Origin of the sequence: Streptomyces monticola (assembly GCF_042665355.1) — a bacterium.
Lineage (GTDB): Bacteria > Actinomycetota > Actinomycetes > Streptomycetales > Streptomycetaceae > Streptomyces > Streptomyces monticola.
The window spans coordinates 14,946-34,318 of sequence record NZ_JBHTCF010000020.1; the positions used below are offsets into that span (position 1 = coordinate 14,946).

Annotated in this window: 16 protein-coding genes; 8 read left to right on the top strand and 8 right to left on the bottom strand. The window is 70.9% G+C overall.

All coding sequences use genetic code 11. From position 1 onward, the window contains the following. Positions 1 to 211: 211 nt before the first annotated feature. The 5 genes from ACFQVC_RS34025 to ACFQVC_RS34045 all read right to left on the bottom strand — a co-directional run bounded on the left by ACFQVC_RS34025 (position 212) and on the right by ACFQVC_RS34045 (position 7,275). Positions 212 to 1,876, bottom strand: coding sequence for a lyase family protein (locus ACFQVC_RS34025; protein ID WP_381838184.1), 1,665 nt, complete (start codon positions 1,874 to 1,876; stop codon positions 212 to 214). Between the two features lie 32 nt (positions 1,877 to 1,908). Then, positions 1,909 to 3,888 carry an FAD/NAD(P)-binding protein gene (locus ACFQVC_RS34030; protein ID WP_381837935.1) on the bottom strand — a complete coding sequence of 660 codons (1,980 nt, stop codon included), beginning with the start codon at positions 3,886 to 3,888 and terminating at the stop codon, positions 1,909 to 1,911. A gap of 142 nt (positions 3,889 to 4,030) precedes the next feature. Continuing rightward, positions 4,031 to 5,074 (bottom strand): hypothetical protein, encoded by a 1,044-nt coding sequence (locus ACFQVC_RS34035; protein ID WP_381837937.1) that lies wholly within the window; start codon positions 5,072 to 5,074, stop codon positions 4,031 to 4,033. Next, positions 5,038 to 5,928 (bottom strand): ThiF family adenylyltransferase, encoded by an 891-nt coding sequence (locus ACFQVC_RS34040; protein WP_381837938.1) that lies wholly within the window; start codon positions 5,926 to 5,928, stop codon positions 5,038 to 5,040. The genes ACFQVC_RS34035 and ACFQVC_RS34040 overlap by 37 nt, the downstream gene beginning before the upstream one ends. Positions 5,929 to 6,063: 135 nt before the next feature. Further along, the gene (locus ACFQVC_RS34045) at positions 6,064 to 7,275 is read right to left on the bottom strand and encodes a CapA family protein (protein WP_381837940.1); all 1,212 of its coding nucleotides are present in this window, start codon (positions 7,273 to 7,275) and stop codon (positions 6,064 to 6,066) included. A gap of 661 nt (positions 7,276 to 7,936) precedes the next feature. On the opposite strand from ACFQVC_RS34045, the gene ACFQVC_RS34050 reads away from it, so the two are divergent. From ACFQVC_RS34050 to ACFQVC_RS34065, 4 genes are all read left to right on the top strand, one after another. Continuing rightward, positions 7,937 to 10,078: a glycosyltransferase family 4 protein gene (locus tag ACFQVC_RS34050; protein ID WP_381837942.1), complete on the top strand. Its 2,142-nt coding sequence runs from the start codon at positions 7,937 to 7,939 to the stop codon at positions 10,076 to 10,078. After that, positions 10,075 to 10,497, top strand: coding sequence for a hypothetical protein (locus ACFQVC_RS34055; RefSeq protein ID WP_381837944.1), 423 nt, complete (start codon positions 10,075 to 10,077; stop codon positions 10,495 to 10,497). Before ACFQVC_RS34050 ends, ACFQVC_RS34055 begins: the two co-directional genes overlap by 4 nt. Positions 10,498 to 10,567: 70 nt before the next feature. Next, the gene (locus tag ACFQVC_RS34060; RefSeq protein ID WP_381837946.1) at positions 10,568 to 11,140 is read left to right on the top strand and encodes a hypothetical protein; all 573 of its coding nucleotides are present in this window, start codon (positions 10,568 to 10,570) and stop codon (positions 11,138 to 11,140) included. Positions 11,141 to 11,147: 7 nt separating this feature from the next. After that, entirely contained in the window at positions 11,148 to 12,059 is a 912-nt protein-coding gene (locus tag ACFQVC_RS34065) for an NAD(P)/FAD-dependent oxidoreductase (protein WP_381837948.1), read from the top strand. Between the two features lie 28 nt (positions 12,060 to 12,087). On the opposite strand, the gene ACFQVC_RS34070 is transcribed toward ACFQVC_RS34065, so the two are convergent. Continuing rightward, a complete protein-coding gene (locus tag ACFQVC_RS34070; RefSeq protein WP_381838186.1) occupies positions 12,088 to 12,675 on the bottom strand; it encodes a helix-turn-helix domain-containing protein in 588 nt (195 codons plus the stop codon). Between the two features lie 301 nt (positions 12,676 to 12,976). Between ACFQVC_RS34070 and ACFQVC_RS34075 the strand changes: the two genes are divergently transcribed. The 4 genes from ACFQVC_RS34075 (at position 12,977) to ACFQVC_RS34090 (ending at position 16,468) form a co-directional block, all read left to right on the top strand. Further along, positions 12,977 to 13,477 carry a DinB family protein gene (locus tag ACFQVC_RS34075; protein ID WP_381837950.1) on the top strand — a complete coding sequence of 167 codons (501 nt, stop codon included), beginning with the start codon at positions 12,977 to 12,979 and terminating at the stop codon, positions 13,475 to 13,477. Positions 13,478 to 14,058: 581 nt separating this feature from the next. Next, positions 14,059 to 15,435: a magnesium transporter gene (gene mgtE, locus ACFQVC_RS34080; protein ID WP_381837952.1), complete on the top strand. Its 1,377-nt coding sequence runs from the start codon at positions 14,059 to 14,061 to the stop codon at positions 15,433 to 15,435. Positions 15,436 to 15,600: 165 nt separating this feature from the next. After that, a complete protein-coding gene (locus ACFQVC_RS34085) occupies positions 15,601 to 16,245 on the top strand; it encodes a phosphoribosylanthranilate isomerase (protein ID WP_381838188.1) in 645 nt (214 codons plus the stop codon). After that, positions 16,187 to 16,468, top strand: coding sequence for a tetratricopeptide repeat protein (locus ACFQVC_RS34090; protein ID WP_381837953.1), 282 nt, complete (start codon positions 16,187 to 16,189; stop codon positions 16,466 to 16,468). The genes ACFQVC_RS34085 and ACFQVC_RS34090 overlap by 59 nt, the downstream gene beginning before the upstream one ends. A 73-nt stretch (positions 16,469 to 16,541) precedes the next feature. Here ACFQVC_RS34090 and ACFQVC_RS34095 read toward each other — a convergent pair whose 3' ends face one another. Beyond that, on the bottom strand, positions 16,542 to 17,753 hold the full coding sequence (locus ACFQVC_RS34095) for a cytochrome P450 (protein WP_381837955.1): 1,212 nt from the start codon (positions 17,751 to 17,753) through the stop codon (positions 16,542 to 16,544). Between the two features lie 38 nt (positions 17,754 to 17,791). Beyond that, a complete protein-coding gene (locus tag ACFQVC_RS34100; protein ID WP_381837957.1) occupies positions 17,792 to 19,066 on the bottom strand; it encodes an MFS transporter in 1,275 nt (424 codons plus the stop codon). Between the last annotated feature and the right edge of the window lie 307 nt (positions 19,067 to 19,373).

A 19,373-nucleotide genomic window follows, 5' to 3' on the forward strand; every position in this document is an offset into this window, starting at 1 on the left:
CGGCCGTACCGCCGCACCGCCACCCCCGGCTTCACGGCCGGGGGCGGCGGTGCGGCATGCCGGCCGGGACGGGGCCGACGCCGGTCGGAACAGGGCCGGTCCGGTGCGGGCCGGTGCGGGCCGGTGGGGTCTGACGCATTCCGGTGCAGTCCGACGCAGTCCGACGCGGTCCGGTGCGGTCCGGTGCGGTCCACGCACCGGATGACGCGGTTCAGGACCGGCCGCGTCCCAGCGCCCGGTCGACCAGAGCTCCGGCCACTCCCACGTACCCGCGCGGATCGAGGAGTTCGGCCAGGACCTCGGAGGAGAGCGCCGCGCTCACCTCGGCGTCCGCCGCGACGGCCCGGGAGAACGGAACGTCGCGCTCGGCCGCCGCGGCCGCGATACGGCCCACGCACCGCTTGGCCCGGGACTTGCCCAGGGCGGCGGTGAGACGTACGGCGAGGCGTTCGGCGACGATCTGGCCGTCCGTGGCCCCGAGGTTGCGCGCCATCCGCTGCGGCACCGGAGTGAGACCGCGGGCGAGTTCCACGGCGAGGTGGGCCGCACCCCCGGTCACCCGCAGCGCCTCGCGCAGCGGCTGCCACTCGGCCTGCCAGGCACCGCCGGGGCGTTCGTCCTGGGCCAGCATGCAGTGCGTCAACGTGGCGGTGTGGGAGGGGACTTGGAGGGCGGCCGACACCAGCAGCGACGAGAGCACCGGATTGCGCTTCTGCGGCATGGCCGACGAGGCCCCGCGGCCGTCGGCGGCGGGCTCGACGGCCTCGGCGATCTCCGTGCGGGCCAGATTCTGCACATCGAGGCCGAACTTGCCCAACACCCCTGCTGCGAGGGCGAGTTCCGATCCCAGCGACATGAAGGGGGCCCGCGCGGTGTGCCAGGGAAGGACCGGCCGGGCAAGCCCCAGCTCGTCCGCGAACAGATCGGCGAGGGACAGCGCGACGTCGGCCCGGCACCGGCCCCTCGCCCCGCCCCGGGCCATCGCCCCATCCCTGCCCGTCACCCCGTCCCGGCAGGTCACCTCATCCCGGCCCGTCACCCCGTCCCGGCAGGTCACCTCATCCCGGCCCGTCGCCCCGTCACGGTCGGCCACCCCGCCCCGGCCCGTCCCCCCGGCCCGGCGGGTCGCCCCGTCTCGGCCGGTCGCCTCCTCCCGACCGGCCATCGCGTCCCGGTCGGCCCTCTCATCGACCATGGCGAACTCGTGGTACGCCGCCAAGGTCCCTGCGGCGCCGCCCAGTTGGGCCGGGAGCCGGTTTCTGGCGTCTTCGAGGCGCCGCGCGGCGTCCTCGACGGCGCACATCCAGCCCGCGGCCTTCAGGCCGAACGTCGTCGGCACCGCGTGCTGGGTGAGGGTGCGGCCCGGCATCACGGTGTCGCGGTGCTCGGCCGCCAGACGGGCCAGGGCCGCCGCCACTGCCGACAGATCCTCCAGGACGACGTCCAGGGCACGGGCCGCCACGAGCATCGCCGCCGAGTCCATGATGTCCTGGCTCGTGCTGCCGCGGTGCACATGCTCGGCCGCGGCCGGATCGGCCGACGCCACCCGGCCGGTGAGGTCGGCGACGAGGGCCACGACGGGGTTGGCCGCCTCCCTGGCCCGCCGGGCGAGGGACACCAGGTCGAAGTCGCCGGCGTACGCCACTTTGCCGATGACATCGGCCGCCGCCCCAGGGATGAGCCCGAGCCGGGCCTGGGCCCTGGCCAGCGCCGCCTCGGTGTCCAGCATGGCCTGCAGCCACGCCTCGTCGCCGACCACGGACTCCACCGGGGCACCGGCCCGGACAGTGGACAAAAGCCCGCTGTCAGTGCAGCAGCCCGCGGGGCGGGCAGCGGGAGGGCTGTCCCGCGGGTCGCCGGACCGGCCGGACCACATGGGGCTGAGTGCGTTGTTCATGGCTGGAGTGGTCATCCTGCTTCCATCACTTCCTGCGGCCGCGCTTCCTGTACGTGCAGGGCGCTGCGCGCGATGGCGTCGGAGTCGCCGAGGATCACGGAGTTCACGCCGGGCCTCACTCCGGCGGCCGTGACCCAGTGGACGTGTTCGGTGGGGACGCCGTAGGCGAAGCGGGCCGGGTGGCGGCGGCCCCGCGCGTCCACCAGGTGGTACGGGCGGCCCGATACCTCCAGGCCGCCGGTCGCGTACCCCTGCCCATGCGGATCCGCGATGCGGTACGCGCGGCACTGTCCCTCGTCGAGCAGGGAGCACAGCAGCGGGTCACGGGCGGTGCGGATGTCCGGCTCCGGCAGCCGTGCCTCGATGAGCGCGTCCGCCGTCAGCGGCTGCGTACCGGTGAGGTCGGAGCCGATCCGGAAGCCGCCGGTCGCGCCGTCCGCGTCGGCGGTCATGCCCGGTCCGACGACGCACAGCACCCCGGCGTCGATGAGGGCGGCCATCTCCTGGACGCGGCGCAGCGGGGGGCCGATGGAGAGGAACGCGTTCAGGGGCGTGTACCACTGGTCGAGGTCCGCGCGGTAGGAACTGCCGCTGATTCCGCCGTGGTCGACGATGAGCCGTATCTCGTTGCGCAGGTCGCGCAGCACGTCGATGGCGGCCTTGAGGGGGTCGGTGACATTGCCCCGGGCCGCGCGGCGGGCGTCCTGGCGCAGATGCCCGGACAGCCAGGCGCTGTAGTCGGCGACGCCGTCGAAGTGCCGTCGCTCGTGCGGTTCGGTGACGCGCCGCCAGTCCCAGCGATCCTCGGCGGCCAGGCCGAAGTCCGCCAGGAGCGCCGCCTCCGCCTGGGCGTCGCGTGCCACGCGCGGATAGTGGCGCAGGAACTTCCGTACGGCGCAGGGGCATTGGCGCCCGGCCAGCACAGCGGCGTAGTACGCGCCTTCCACTTCCTTGCTGACCAGGGGCCAGACGTCCCGCTTGAAGTTCACCTCGGTGCCTGCGCGGGCACGGCCCCGCAGTTCCTCGATCACGCCCTCGGTGAGGAACAGGGGCTCGTGCCGTTCGGCCACGCCCTTCTGGTTCTCGCCGCGCGCGTGGTACGGGATGCCGCGCCGTGAACCCGCGATCAGCCGCGGTTCACGCCCCGAAGGCCGGTACACCAGGTGGCCGTCCGGATCCTCCGTGAAGGAGCCGCCGCGCCCGGTCGTCAACAGGGCCATGTAGTCGAAGAAGTTGAGCCCGAGCCCGCGCAGCGCCACGGGACGGCCGGGCCGCAGCCGCGAAAGGTCCACGTCGGCGGGGTTGGCCGGTGGCACATAGACGCTGCCGCTGTGCCGTGCGTGCCGGGCGAGCGCCCGGACCTCGGCTCCCGGCTCGGCGTCCAGGTGCCCTTGCGCCAGCACGACCGCGCCGGCGACGAGAGTGCTGCCGTCGTCGAGCACGACGTCCTGACGGCCGTCCGCGCGATCCCGCAGCCGCCGGGCCGAGGCCCGGTGGACCACGAGGCGGACGTGGTCGGGCGCGGTCCGGCGCACCCGGTCGAAGGCCCAGGTGAGGTAGTGGCCGTAACAGGCCCGGGACGGGTAGGAGTTGGGGCCGAGCGCCCGCACCTGCGCCCGTATCGCGGCCGGGTAGTCGGTCAGCGTGTCCATCAGTGCCGAGAACTTGGCCCACTCGTACAGGCTGGGCCCTTCCACGACCGGCCCGGCGCACTCCACGGACGCGTCCGCGAAGATGCTGATCTGTGCCGCCACGGTGTTCATGAGGAGCTCGCCGGGCTGGTCCGTACGCCACACCCGGCCGGGGCCCGGCGGATACGGGTCGATCACGTGAATCGTCAGCCGTGACACGGCGCCGTCCACGGCGGCGTTGGCGCAGAGCCGCTCCACGACGGAGAGCCCGCGGGGGCCCGCGCCGATCACGGCGACGGAGGCCGTTCCGGGGGCACCGGGTTCGTGGGGGTCGGCAGGGGGATGGGGCGGTGAGAACACCAAAGTCTCCAGAAGTGCGGGTACGGGTGCGCCGGGCGCCGGACGGGAGCGCCGAGCGGGAGCGCTGGGCGCCGTGCGGGAGCGTGCCGGTCGGGGAGAGTCGGTCGGGGAGAGCCGGCACGCACCCGGCACGGTCGGCCTGTCAGCGGTGGGCCAGGAGCTCCGCGAGGAGCGCGGAGCGCAGGGGCACGCCCTTGGCGACGCCGTCGAGGTAGTGCACGTTCGCCAACTCGTCCACGTCACCGGGGAGTTCGGGGCCGCGCGGCCCGGTGTGCGTCACCGGGACGCCCGCGCCGACACCGGTCAGCAGCTCACGGCTGAAGACGAAGCGCTCGTCGAGGCGGTCACGGCGCTGATGGCTGCGCACGGCGCTCTGGTGGAAATCGGAGAGCTCGAAGGGCACGATGCACGCCGCGTCCACCGAGGAGAGGAGTTCTCCGGCCGACTCCACGGTGCGCCAGGCGAGCCCGCCGGACTCCATGGCGGCCACGACGTCCGCCGGGAAACGGGCGCCGTCAGGGGTCAGAAAGACCAGGCCCGCGGCCTTGAAGGAACGCAACGCGTACACCAGGGACCGGGCGACACGGCAGGTCGGGTCGCCGACGTAGCCGAGCGTCGCGCCCCGGAGACCGGCGCCGAGCGCGGAGCGGATCACCCACAGGTCGAGCATGACCTGGGTCGGGTGTTCCTGGTCGCCCGTGCCGGCGCTGATCAGCGGCACCGGCGAGACCGCCGCGGCCCGCCGGGCCGCGTCGTCATCGGTGTGCCGCAGCACCAGGGCATCGGTGTATCCGCCGATGACCCGCACGGTGTCCTCCAGGGACTCGGCGTAGAAGTCGCCGGCCCGGGTGGTGGTGACGTCGCTGAAGCCCACGCTCGCTCCGCCGATCCGGTGCGCGGCGGTTTCGAAGCTGATCCGGCTGCGGGTGCTGTTCTGGTAGAATAGCGTGCCGAGCAGCATCCCCGGCGCGGTCCGCGCCACCGTGTCGCGGGGCTGCGTGAGCATCCACTGCGCACGGTCGTAGAGCGCTTCGAGGTCCTGCTCGCTCCAGTCGCTCAACGTCGTTGCGTGGCGGGGCCGTTGACCGTACGGCGCGGTCCGCGAGGCCGGCGCCGTCGGCGTGGCGGTCGACACGGTGGTCATGGCGGCTACCACCAGACGCCCTCGACCGTCTTGGCGACCCATTTCTGCGTGTCGAGCATCGCGTACCCGGGGGTGACCGGCAGCGGCACGGCGCCGGGGAGCTGGTCGAGCCCGGTGATGGCCTGGCCGATACGGGAGGCCAGCATGCCCTGGGCGAGCGGCGGGGTACCCGCGAAGATCGGGCACTCGAGGTTCTTGATGAACCACTCGTCGAGGACCTCGCGCCCCGGGTAGTCCGGCATCTCGGGGATGAACCGGCTGATCAGCTGCCGGGCGTTCGCCTCGGTCATGGGCTCACCGGCGGGTACGCCGAAGTAGTCCTCGGCGGTCATGGAGTCCCGGGTCCACTTGAAGAAGAACGTACGGTGTCCGAACACCGGCGTGAGCATCATGAACTTGCACTGCTCGGAACGGCGGAACGCCTGGTGCAGCGTGTACCGGGCGTTGATCTCGTACAGCTCGATCTTGTCGAGTACGTAGTCGCAGTCCTCGAAGAACTCGTCGACCGTCTCCTCGGTGATGCCCTCGGGGAACACCTCGATGTTGACGTCGCGCGTGGTGTTGTAGACGAGTTCGGCCACGACTTCGGCCTTGTTGCGGCCCACGGTGTCGACGGAGGCGCCGAACTGCCGGTTGATGTTGGAGTATTCGAAGGTGTCGGGGTCGGCCACCTTGAGGTTCTGGACGCCCATGCGCACCAGCCGCTCAGCGGTGGCGCCGCCTATGCCGCCGACGCCGGCCACTCCGATCTTCGCGTTCTTCAGCTTAAGTTGACGCTCACGCTGCTCCTCGGGGGTGTTGCCGAGCCAGCCGAGATTGCGCTTGACGCGCTCCCAGTAGTAGTCGTCGCCGGTCTCGGTCGCCGTGTATCGCGTGCGGTCCGCCATGTCGTGCATCAGCCCTTCGTGTACTGCTGCGTGTTTCGGATGTGCGTACTGCTGCTGTGCGTACTGCTGCTTCGTGTCCTGCTGACTCGGGCGCTGCTGAGGCGCTGCTCATGTGCTGCTCGTGCACCGCTCGTGCCGTCGTGGTCAGTTCGCGGCCCGGATGCGGGTGACGAAGGCGTCGCCGACCTTCTCGTCGTCGCGCTCGAATCGGGTGGCGAGGCCTTCCTCGCGGCACCCCTGCTCCACGTAGTCGATGACTCGTGCCCCCTCGGCGCTGTGCGCCGACACGGGCCGGGGACTGTTGTCCGGTCCGAGCACGCACGGCACGAAACCGGCGCGAACTCCGGTCTCGTCGAAGTCGAGCACCGCGAATCCCGTGAGCCGCCCGTCCGGGTGGAACGGGAGCAGGGGATAACCCGCTCGCGGCCCGATGTGGTGGTCGCCGAACCTGCGGGCGCTCTCCCGCCGGGTGCGGGCGTCGCCCCGTCCCAGGTAGGCGGCTTGGTTGAGCCGCTCCTCCATGTCCGGCAGGTCGAAGGCGAAGTGCCCGAGGCCGTAGAAGACGGGCTTGCCCCGATAGATCTCGACACCGCGCAGCAGATGGTGGTGGTGGCCGAGCACGGCGTCGGCGCCCGCGTCGATCGCAAGCCGCGCGGTGGCGACTTCGTGGTCGGTGAGGACGAAGGGGCGGGTGAAGTCACCCCAGTGGAAACTGGCCAGGACGATGTCGGCGTACTGCCGTGCCGCCCCGATGTCCTCGCGCAGGGCGGCGAGGTCCTGTTCGTCGGGGATGGTTCTGACCCTGGGGAGCAGCCCCGGGTTCCATTCGTTCTGCTCCCACGGTGAGTAGTGCGTATGGGCGCGCAGCGGGGCCAGTCCTGGCACCCCGGCGCGTGCCTCGTATCCGCACGGGAAGACGGATGCGTAGGCGACCAGTGCGACCCGCTTGCCGTTCACCTCGACGACCGCGGGCCTGCGGGCCGCCGCGATGTTCTCCCCGGCCCCCGCGACAGCGATCCCGCCGCGCCGCAGCAGGTCGCGCGTCTCGATGAGCGCTCCGGTCCCGCCGTCCAGGCTGTGGTTGTTGGCGAGGGACATCAGATTGAATCCGCCCGCGACGACGCCGTCGGCGTTGCCCGGGTCGGCGATCACCGGAACGCCCGCACTCGGCGCGCGCTCCCGGGTGCGGCTGTAAACCCCTTCCAGATTCCCGAATTTCACGTCGCAGGCCCGGAAGGATTCCCGGACGTGCTCGAATGCCGACGTCGGTTCGGGGCGATGCAGAAAGACATCTCCCACGGCGGCCACACGGATTGCGTCCCGCGTGGATTCTGTGTGCTGCTTTGCGGACATCATTCCTTCCACCAGGAATCCGAGAACAGTGCCGCGCTGCTTTCGCAGCGGCAGTGATCACGCTAGATGCCCGCGACTTCGTCGCAGGACGAAGTGTGTTCCGCCTCGGGACGGCACCCGCAGGCAGGCCGTGGAGCACGACGTTGGGCTCGCTGGAAAGGGCGGCTTCGCTGATCGAGTACGCCGCGCTAGGACAACTGCCGCAGGGACGGCGCTCGTTGCGAAGCGGCTCCCGCACACCACGCGAGGCCGAGCTCTCGCTCGACGTCCACCACCCACGACGGCACAGTCCACATCGAGCCACTGGCGACCACAGTCACACCACGGGCACATCACGCACACACCCTGGGCACCGCCACAGCACACCACCACCACCTGCCCCGGAGGGTGCCAGTCGCGTCCCAAGAGCAGCGGTTACCCCTCTGGATCAGGCCGTTCCGACAGTGTCGGCACAACCAAACGGCCGCTCGTTGGTCTGACACCTGCGCACGCCGCTCACGCGCCTGCCCAACGTTGACATTTCCTGAAATTTCATGCCTTCATTACCGCACCTTCACCAATGTGTGCGCGGGTACCGCGCCGGGTGAAGTCGACGTCGGCCCTCAGGGGCCCGCGTGGATGCGTCCACTGGGGAGTTGGGCGCAGTGAGTCATGGGGGCAGTAAGTGAAGATCGCGTTTCTGATCAACAACGCGTACGGGATCGGCGGCACCATCCGCTCGACCGCCAACCTGTCCGGCGCACTGGCCGTCAGGCACGACGTCGAAGTCGTCAGCGTCCATCGCAGCCTCGACCAGCCGGCGCTGGCTCTCGACCCGCGAGTGAAGCTCACCTCGCTGGTCGACAAGCGCAAGGACAGCCCGGGTTACGAAGGCGATCACGAGCTGACGCGGCAGCCGAACACGATGTTCCACTACGGGGCCGCGGCACACGCCTACTCGGCCCTGGAGGACGAGCGGATCGGTGCGTTCCTGCGGGACACGAGCGCCCACGTGGTGATCGGCACCCGCCCCGACCTCAACGGCTTCCTGGCCCGCGACGGGCAGCAGCGCTATCTGCGCATCGGCCAGGAGCATCTGAGCCTCGACGCGCACAACGAGCAGATGCGCGGCTGGCAGAACGAAGCCATCGCGGGTCTCGACGCGTTCGTCACCGTGTCCGAGGCGGATGCCGAGCAGTACCGGCGAGCCCTGCCCGACGTGCGGGCCTCGATCCAGTGCATACCCAATGGCGTACCCGCGCCCGATGTCGAACCGTCCGCACTGGACGCCAAGACCATCGCCGCCGCCGGCCGGCTCATCCCGGTCAAGCGCTACGACCGGCTCCTCGAAGCCTTCGCCAAAGTGGCCGCCCGCCATCCGTCCTGGACCCTGCGCCTGTACGGCCGCGGTCCTCAGCGAGCGGAATTGCGCCGCCGTATCGACGAACTCGGCCTGTACAACCAGGCGTTCCTCATGGGCCCGGTCTCCCCCATCGAGACCGAGTGGGCCAAGGGAGCCGTCGCCGTCTCCTCCGACATGGAGTCCTTCGGCATGACCATCGTCGAGGCCATGCACTGCGGCGTCCCGGTCGTCGCCACCGACTGCCCGCACGGGCCCGGCGAGATCATCAGCCACGGCACGGACGGACTGCTCGTTCCGCTCTCCGGCGGCGCCGACGCCTACGCCGACGCGCTGAACCAGCTGATCGAAGACGCCGAACTGCGGCGTCGTATGGGAGACGCGGCGCGCGAGAAGGCGGCGGCCTACGTCCCTCGGACCATCGCCCGCCGCTACGAGGAGCTCATCCACGACCTGTCCCGCGAGCGGTATCTGGACGGAGTGGCCGCCGCCCAGGCGCCGACCCGGCCCTCGTTGCTCAAGCGGGTACGCCGTACGCTGCGGAACGCCTTTCCCGTCGGAGCAGTCGCTGTGCCCGCCCGCCCCGCCGTCTCCGTGCCCGCCTCCGAAACGGCCGCGCCGGCACGCCCCAAGAAGTGGCCCGTGGCCCACACCCGGGTCGCCGTCGACGGCGGGCTGAGCATCATGCTCGACGCGGCGACCCTGCCCGCCGGTGCACTCGACCTCGTTCTGCGGCTGCGTCGCGACCCTCAGGAGCGGGAGGTCCGGGTCCCGGTCCCGCGTCTCGACAGCTCCCCGAGCCTGCACATCGGCGTCACGCTCAAGCGCGACGAACATCTGCCGGCCGAGGGCCGCTGGGACTGCTACGTCGTCCCCCAGCGCACCGGCAGACGCCACCGCCTGACCGCACGCCTCGTCGAGCAGGCCCGCCTGCTGACCCTGCCACCGGCCGTCGGCAGCGACGGCGTCTCCGCCTGGATCCCCTACACCACCGCCGACGGGTTCCTGGCCGTACGCACCTGGCAGCGGCCGGCACACGCCGAGATCGACACGGTTCTCGTCGGTGAACACTCCACGACGGTGACCGCCACCCTGCTCGGCCTGGCCGAGCTCACGCCCGAGGCAACCGTGAGGGCCGCATCACGCACCGCGGCGACGCACGACTTCGCCGTACCGGTGAGCCAACTGTCCGACGACCGCTTCCAGTTCGCCCTCCCCCACGACCAGGCACTGAAGCAGCACACCCAGAAAAACGACTTCTGGGATCTGCTGCTCCTGCCCGCAACTGACGCGGCTCCCATACCGATCGGCCGGATCACCGGCGACATCGTGGAGCGCAAGAAGACCGACCCGTGGCCGGTGCTCGCCCTCGACCACCCGTCCCGCGGCGGCACCCGCCTCAAGCCGTACTTCACGGTCAACAACGACCTCGCCCTCAACGCCCGCGACGGCGGTTCAACTCAGTGAACGACACGCCAGAGAGAGAACAGGCGGCATCGGGGCACGAATCCGCGCTCTACGCCTATCTCGTCAACGGCTTTCGGAACGTATCCGACACACTTGACGAGAAGTACTCCACGCTGCGAGTGGATCCTCTCTTGGCCGAGCTCGCCGCCCGCGTGGCGTCGGATCCGGAGTCGGACGACGTAAGACAGGCCTTGCTGTACGCCCTCAATTCCAGAGAGGTGTCCGGGGCCGGAGAGACCGTCCAGTACTTCGGTCACCGATTCAAGCTGAACTGGCTGCGAGCAGAGGTCGATAAGCGGTACCGCGACGCCACCGCGAAAGTGGACCTCAGGCGGGCTCGTTACTACGAGCTGATGCTGGAAGCGTTTTCGGATGGCTGGGAGGACAGGGACTTCTTCCCGAGTCTCGACCACCCGTAGCGCTGCGCACGGAGAGAGCCCTCGCCCCGGCGGCTTTACTCACAGCCCGCGGCCTCCGAACGTGGACCTCGTGAGCACCCGTACCGCACAGAAGGTCCTCGCGCTCGCCGGTGGGGCCGGTGCCGGGAAGACCGCCCTGGCGCGGCGTCTGCAGGGCGGCATTCCCCGGTGCGCGGTCATCCACCTCGACGACTGCCTCCATACCGGGCCCGGCCGCGCGCCGACGGTTCCGGCGTTCCACGGCGAGGGTGAAGTCGTCGACTTCAGCGACCCGTTGGCCATCGACCTCGCGCTCGTACGGTCCGCACTGCGGTCCCGGGCCGAGGCCCCGCTGCTCGTCGTCGAGGGCACGTTCGCGCTGGCGCTGCCGCTGCTGCGCCGACTCGCCACCTGGAGTGTGTACGTGGATGCCCCGGCCGATGTCCGGCTCGCCCGCAAGATGCTCCGCAAGCTCGGCGAAGGCGCCGACCTCCGCCCTTCCCTGCACGGTTATCTCGAGCGTGGCCGCCGGGCCCACGACGTACACGTCGCGCCCGGCCGGGAACTCGCCGACCTCGTCGTCGACGGTGTCAGCGAGCTTGATGAACAGGTACGGCGTGTACGTGTTCTCATGGGTCGCCGTACCAAGGGACATGGGAGATGACTTGCGCATGACGCAGACCGGCAGCACCGACCTGACCGTGGTGGGTGCGGGTCCGGCCGGGGTCGCCGCGACGCTGATGGCTGTCAGTGTCGGTATGTCCGTACGCCTCGTCGAACAGGGCGTGCCGGGCGGCAAGTTGCATCACATCGGCGCGCTCGACAACGTACCCGGCGACTGGCACAGCGGCCCTGATCTCGCGGCCGCCCTCAGTTCGGACCTGGACCGCGCCCGCGCCACTCAGCTGCTGTACCGCACCACAGGTCGCGCCACCGCGGTCGCCGGGTACGACGGCCATGCCGAAGTCACCCTCGCCGACGGCACCGTGCACCGGTCCGAGGCCGTCGTCGTCGCCACGGGCGTGACCACCCTCTCTGCCGCCGCCGCGCCCTGGATCGAAGCCCCCGACGGCTTCTCGCCGTCCCCGCTGTGGCGCACCGACCCCGCGGCCCTGCGCGGGCCGACCTGGATTCTCGGTGCCGACCGGCCACTTGGCACCTGGCTGCGCGCCCACCCGCACGTCGAGCACACCTTGAACGTGGCGTGCCCGCCCGGGGACGACTACAAGTCCGTTGAGGTGGAGGGTGATCCGCGTGTGCACCTGGTGCGGTGCGCGGCCCTCGCCGTCGCCCCCGCCCCGTCCGGCGGCGCGGGCCTTCAGCTGACCGTGCGAGGCCGCGACGGCCGGGAGTCGCTGCACGTCGCCGGCACGGTGCTGCACAACCTCGGCAGTCGGCCCGCCACCCTCGACGGCCTCGCCCAGGGCCCGGACGGATACTGCCCGCCGGAGCTGCAGCACCCGCGGATCCTGACGGCCGGCGATCTGCGCTCGGCTCGGTTCCAGCGGGTCGTCACGGCCCAAGGGTCGGGTGCGCAGGCGGCGTTGGCCCGCTACTACGACATCGCTCTGACCGGCGACTGAGTACACCGAGCACCAATGACCGGCGCCGCTACGGCCGGTCCGCGTCGGTGCGGACGTGCGCGCGTACCCCTTGCAGGCCGAACAGGATGAGCAGTTCGACCGCGCCGCCGTCGGCGCTGCCCAGCCAGTGCGGCTGGGACGTGTCGAACTCGGCTGCCTCGCCGGGCGGCAGCGTCAGGTTGCGCTCGCCGAGCACCAGGCGCAGATGACCGTTGAGGACGTAGAGCCATTCGAAGCCCTCATGGGTCTGCGGGGTCGGTTCGAGTGGTCTCGGCCGGGCGGGGACGATCATTTTGAACGCGTGGATGCCGCCCGGCCGCCGGGACAGGGGTACGAAGGTCATGCCGAACCGTTGGAGCGGCTTGAGGTGGATGCGCGGGTCGCCGGTGCGCGGGGCGCCGACGAGGTCGTCCAGCGGAACGTCGTAGATACGGGCCAGCGGCAGGAGCAGTTCCAGGCTCGGCCGGCGCTGTCCGCTCTCGAGCCGGGACAGAGTGCTCTCCGAGACGCCGGCCGTCGCCGCGACGGCGGCCAGGGTGATGCCGCGGTCACGGCGCAGCGCGCGAAGGCGCGGGCCCACCGCGTCGAGCACGTCGTCGTCCGTCTGGTGATCCATGGGGGCCATGGGGTCCATGGGGTCACCTTGCCATTACCGCAAGATTCCGTGCCGAGTCGCACCGCACCTTCAAGACTGAGCGCACTGAGCGCACCGAGTCCACTGAGTGCACAGCACACCGGCGCAAGGAGTCTGATGGCCATGGACACCACCGATGCGGTCGCGTTCTGGGACGGCGTCTAACGCGGCCCGGTCGGCAACCGACTGCCCGCAGCCCAATGCCCGCCTCACCTCACCTCACCTCACCTCACCGAGACGGTGAGGCCCGCCCCCCCCCTCCCCTCGATGCAAGGAGACTCCTGTGCCCGGCACCACGCGCCGCAACCGACGCCGCGACACCCCGCCGCCCCGTACCGCGAACAGCGAGAGCGAGGTCCTGCGTGGATTCCTCGACTACCTCCGGACGTCGATCGCCGCCAAGGTCGAGGACGCTCCCGAACCGCAGGTGCGCACGGCCGCGGTGCCCACCGGCACGAATCTGCTCGGTCTGCTCGGCCATCTGACGTTCGTCGAGCGCTCGTTGTTCCTCGGGGACGACGTCACCGACTGGAAAGCGACCTTCCGGGCCGCACCGACGGACAGCGTGGCCGATGTCGTGGCGCGCTACCGCGACGCGGTCGAGCGCGCGAACGAGGTGCTCGACGGGTGCGCCGACCTCGGCGCACCGGTTCCCCGGCCGCAGCCGGGCCGCTCCGCCCCCAGCGTGCGCTGGGCACTGACCCACATGATCGAGGAGACCGGGCGGCACGCGGGCCACGCGGACATCATCCGCGAACTGATCGACGGTGCCACCGGCCGCTGATGCAACGTCAGTTCACCATCCGGTGACCGCGGCTACCGCGCGCATCGAGCTGGAGCCGGCAGCCGGCTCAGGTGCCGTCATCCGCTGGTCCGGCGAGGACGCCCGGTGAGGGCCTGCGCCGCACGGGCCCACGGCTCGGCGCCCCTGCCGGAGCATCCGGCAAAGGACGGGTCAAACCCGCACGTAAAACGTGCTACTTTCGTGTTGACGCAAGTATGGGTTCCGGACGGAACCCGGCGTCTGCCGTGCCCTGCGCAAGAGGAGGTGGTCTTGGGATGAGTCCCGACCAGAGTCCTTGTCGCGCGTCTTTCCGCGGCTGACCGGGTCTCCCCGCCAGCCTTCACGGGCGGTCCCCGTACACAGACCCGCATCCGTTCCGCGTCGCACATCCCGTAGGTGTGCAACACGGTCATGCCGTGGGTCCGCCGCGCCTTGCTCGCACGATTCTCTTTCCCTTTCCCTTTCCCTCCCCTTTCCGACCGCTGCCCGGGGGCTGCCTTGTGCTGCCCGGGTGCGGCCGTTCCCCCGCGCTGCCCCCCGTTCCCCCTCCCCCCCCACGCACAGAGCTACAGAGGCTTGCCATGAACCGTAAAGACATAGCCGAGCGCGTCCGGTCCCTGCTCGACCGGCCCGACCCCTCCTCCTTCGACGCACTGGTCCGCTCGGCGCCCGCGGCCGACGTGGCCGAGGCACTGCGAGACGGTACGTCGGAGCAGGTCGCCCGCCTTCTCGCCACCGCGCCGGCCCAGTTCCAGGCCCGGCTGTTCGTCGCGCTGCCGGACCCCGACCAGGACCGGGTCCTGGCCACGATGACCCCCGCCACCGCCGGTGCGCTGATCCGCGCCCTGCCGTCGGACGAGCGGGCCGATCTGTACAACCGGCTCGACGCGGACGGCCGGCGTCGCGTCATGCCCTCCTTGGCGCAGGCCGAGCGGGACGACATGCTCCGCCTCGCGCGTTACCGCGAGGGCACCGCGGGCGCGGCGGCCACGTCCCAGTTCGCCACGGTCGGCGCGGAGGACACCGTGGAGGAGGCGCTGCGGACGCTGCGCGGCGCCGGGCCCGACGCGGAGACCATCTACGTGGTCTACGTACTCGACGAGAAGGACCGCCTGCAGGGCACGGTGTCCCTGCGGGATCTGGTCCTGGCACAAGCGCACACCCCGGTGGCGAAGCTGCTGCGCCCGGACCCGATCACCGTGCGGACGGAGGACCCGGACGAGAAGGCAGCCGCGTACATCCGCCGCTACGACCTCCTCGCCGTTCCCGTGATCAACGGGGACGACCGGATGATCGGCATCGTCACCGTCGACGACGCCATGGACATCGACCACGAGCAGGACGCTACACAGCTCGCCCGCTACGGCGGCACCACCTCGCTCGGCGGTCCCGACCTGGACCTGCGCGAGTCACCGTTCCGCCGGATCTTCGGCGTGCGGCTGTTCTGGCTGGCCATCCTGACGCTGTTCGGCCTGGTCACCAGCACGTTCGTCGCCAATCAGGAGGAGATGCTCAGCGAGATCGTGATCCTCGCGGCGTTCATCGCTCCCATCGTCGACATGGGCGGCAACACCGGCAGCCAGGCGGCGACCCTTGTCATCCGCTCCATGGCGCTCGGGCAGCTGCGGCTGCGCTGGAAGGACGTCGGGTTCGTGGTCCGGCGGGAGATCGCGGTCGCACTGGCACTCGGCGGCTGTATCGCCTTGCTGGAAGTCGTCCTCGCCTACTTCGCCAAGGGCGGTCTGGAGCCGGGCGTACTGGCCACCGTCGGCCTGAGCATGCTCGTGTGCACCGCGCTCGGCGGCATCATCGGCGCCACGCTGCCCTTCGCCGCCCGCCGTATCGGCACCGACCCCGCCACCCTGAGCTCCCCGCTGATCACCTCGATCATGGATCTCCTGGGCGTGTTCGTCTACTTCGGTCTCGCCTACGTCTTCCTCGGCCATCTCCTGGTGTGACCGGAGCCGGTACGACGGATTACGGTGGCCGCGCCGGGCAGTCCCGGACACATGGGCAGTCCCGGCAGCAGTTCCTGACGGCAGTCCCTGACGGCAGTCCCTGACAGACGAGAAGGGCAGTCGGTATGACCTCGGTACCGTTCGTGAAGATCTGCGGCCTGCGGCCTGCGGACGGCCGAGGACGTGGACACCGCCGTACGCCATGGCGCGGACGCGGTCGGGTTCGTCTTCGCCGACAGTCCTCGCCAGGTGAGCGCCGAGACGGCCCGCGATCTCGTCCGCCGTGTCCCGGACCACGTCGTCACGGTGGGCGTCTTCCGCAACCAGGACGTGACGGCCGTACGCGACTGCGCCCGTACGGCCGGTCTGGGAGCCATCCAGCTCCACGGCGACGAGGGGCCCGAGCAGTACGCCGCCCTGCGGTCCGAGACCCGCACACTCATCCGATCCCTGGCCTTCCCCGCCCAACAGCCGCTACGGCACGGCGAGTTCGGCGAGGATCTGGTCCTCGTCGACGCACCGGTGCCCGGGTCGGGCCGGGCCTGGGACTGGGACACGGCCGGGTTCGCCCCGCCCTCCGGCCGCTGGCTCCTGGCCGGAGGGCTGACGCCCGACAACGTCGCGGAGGCGGTACGGGTCCTCACCCCCTGGGGCGTGGACGTGTCGAGTGGCGTGGAGAGCCGTCGTGGTGTCAAGTCCCCTGCTTTGATCGAGGCGTTCATCAAAGCGGCGGCTGCGCTGGGCCGAGTCCTTGCTGGACCAGCACGACCCGCTCGGCTCCCTCGCCCTCCTGAAGCCGCTGCTCGATGAGCACGCGGACGACCTGAACGTCCGTCGGACCGCGGCCCGCGGCTACTTCCACTCCGCCCAACTGGGCCGCGCCCGACGCGTGTTGGAAGAGTTGGTGAGCGAGGTACCGGACGACTCCCATGCTCGGCTCATGCTCGGCCGCACCCTCCAGCGCCTGGGAGAGGAAGAGCAGGCCGCTCTGCATCTGAAGGTGGCGGCCGCCATGACGCCGGAACTTGCCTGACCTGCGCGTTGACCGGCCCGATGCCGACGTGGGTGCACGAGCCCGGCGTAGGGCGGGTGTCGCGGCGTCCGTGCTACGCGGCCTGTCTGCGGGCGCCCCACCACAGGACGGGCAGGGAGGTGAGGCTGCGTCTGCTGCTCGACACCCACCAGGCCATTTCCTCCGGCGGGACGGCGAGCTGGAGGTGCGGCACCCGGTCGAGCAGAGCGGTGAGCGCCACGCTGATCTCTGTGCGGGCCAGGTGGGCGCCGAGGCAGAAGTGGGCGCCGCGGCCGAAGGACAGATGTCCGCTCGCGGGGCGTTCGGTGCCGAACCTGTGCGCGTCGGGATACACCGTGTCGTCCCGGTTGGCCAGCGGCAGGGCGACGCTGACCTGGTCACCCGCCCTCATGGACGCACCGGCGAACTCGACGTCGGCGGTGGCGGTGCGGGTCATGCTGAGATTGACCGCCGGGCTGTAGCGCAGGGACTCCTCCACGACACAGTTCAGGAGTGTCCTGTCCGCCCGCAGCCGCCGGCTCAGTCCGGGGCTCGACAGCACGCAGTGCACGGCGTTGGCGATTTGCGCGGCGGCCAGGGCGTGCCCGTCGAAGAACAAGGAGGCGGCCAGGCCTGTCAGGTCGTCCTCGGTACCCAGCTGCCCCTCCTCGTGGGCAGTGATGAGCGCGCCCAGGAGTCCCCGCGGTGGTTCGTGCCGGTCGTGCAGCATGTCGGCGACCGCGTTGTACAGCCGCAGTTCACCACGGTGGATGTCGTCGGGTCCCGCGCCCGGCGGTCCGAGCCGTTCGTTGGCGAGTTGGAATATCACGTCGCGGCGGGCCGGCGGCACGCCGAGCAGCTCGCTCTGCGCCCGGAAGGTGAGCGGGGTGCAGAAATCGCGCAGCAGGTCGGCGCCGTCGGATGCCGCGGTCAGCTGGTCGAGCAGTTCCTCGGCCAGTCGCTCGATTTCCGGGCGGAGTTCGGCTACCCGGCGGGCGGAGAAGGCCTTGCTCACCAGGTGGCGGATCCGGGTGTGCCGCGGCGGGTCCATGTCGGTGACGGACATTCTGGTCGCGGGGCCCCGCGGGTGGCGCTGTTCGGCAGAGCGGGCGCGGCTGAAGTGAGGGTTGCGCAGGAGCTCACGGCCCGCTTCGTATCCGGTCACCAGCCAGTGCCGTACGCCGTCGGCTTCATCGAGGAGTCGCACCGGCGGTCCCGGCGTGATCGGTAGCTCGCCCACCAGATGTCGCGGGCAGCCGCCTGCGACGAACTCCGTACCGCCGCGTCCGTGGGTGATGCCGGCCATGTGGGTGTCCTCCGTTTCATCGGTGTGTGGCGTGGGCTTCATCGATGGGCGGCGTGGGCCTCATCGACGGGGGCGTGGGCCTCATCGGTTTGTGGCGTGGCAGGAACGGTGACGGCGAGCACGGAGACCGCGAGTGCGATCACGGCCAGTCCGGCGAGGGCTGTGCGCAGGTCGAGGCTGCCTGCGACCTGACCGACCAGGGCGGGCCCGAGCATGAGGCCGATCGACGCCAGCGAGGTGACGGAGCCCACGGCGGCGCCGCGGATGTGCGGTGCGACGCGGCGCCCGATGATCGCGTAACTGGTGGGCGGGGCCACCGAGACGGCCGCGCCAACGAGGGCCGTCGCGAGCAACGCGGAGACGGGGCGGTCGGCGGCCGACAGCAGGAGCGCCCCGGATGCCGCGAGGGCGCCGGAGGCCATCAGCACGCTCCGGTCGCTGACATGGCCGGAGAGCCAGTGTCCGCCGAGCCGGCCGAAGGCCATGGCGCCGGCGAAGATGCCCGGCGCCGCCGTGGAAAGGCCGATGGGGGCGTGCAGGCTCTCGTCCAGGAAGACCGCGGACCAGTGCTGGACACTGCTCTCCACGACCATGGCCAGTGCGGCGAGGACGCAGAGGGTCAGACCTGTCCGGTCGAGTGCGTGGCGGCTGATGCGCTGTCTGCGGGGCCGGACGAGCCTGGTGGGGATGAGGGCGAGGAGGTCGCCTCGCCTGGCCAACAGGGCCGTGATCACGGCGGTGTCGAGGAGCGGCACGATGACTTCGGCGGGGAGCCCCGCCGTGCGCAGGGCGCCGGTGAGGAGGCTGGCACTCAGCAGGCCCACGGGGAACAGGGCGTGCGCGCGGTTCATGATCCGCTGTCCCGAGGCGGCCTCGGTGGCGGACGCCATGGCTACGACGGCGACGTTGCACGCTCCGGATCCGCAGCTGAACAGGGTGACGGCGACGAAGAGTCCGGGTACCGAGCCGACGAAGGGAGGCACCATCGCGGCCAGCGCGAACACCGCGACGAACGCCGGAACCGAGCGGGGGCCCCAGCGGTCCACCAGGCGGCCCGTGACGTACATCGCGGGCAGGGCCGCCAGCGCGCCGATGAACAGGGCTGCGCTGTAGTGCCCTTCCCCGATTCCCGTGGACCGTCGCAGCTGCGGCAGCAGCGCCAGATACGGGCCCCACAATGCTCCGTACACCGCGAAGAGGCAGAAGACGGCACGACAGGTGCGCTGGTGCAGCGGCGCACCGGGGGACGTCTCTTCGGCTCGCAGGCTGGTCGGGCCGCCGCGATGACCGGTCCGACTGGTTGTTCCGGTCATCGCGGCGGCCCGGGACAGATACACCCACCGCGGGCACCCGCGTGCCGTTGTCCGCCGGCTTCCCCCGTAAGAACGAGGCGCTGACCGATCCGGCTCTTCATCGTTCCCCCCTCTGTCGGGCGACCTCAACGGCCCGGAAGCAACCCCCGCGCCGGGTCGGCAGGCAGGACACAACTCCCTTATGGCGATGACTTGTTGAAAGAAGCGGCAGCGTCAGGCACAGTGCGGGCACAGGCCCGCAGGCATTGCGCATCGCGAGGCGAGGGACGTCCGTGAGGGCGAGTGGACGGTCGCTGCATTCCGGACG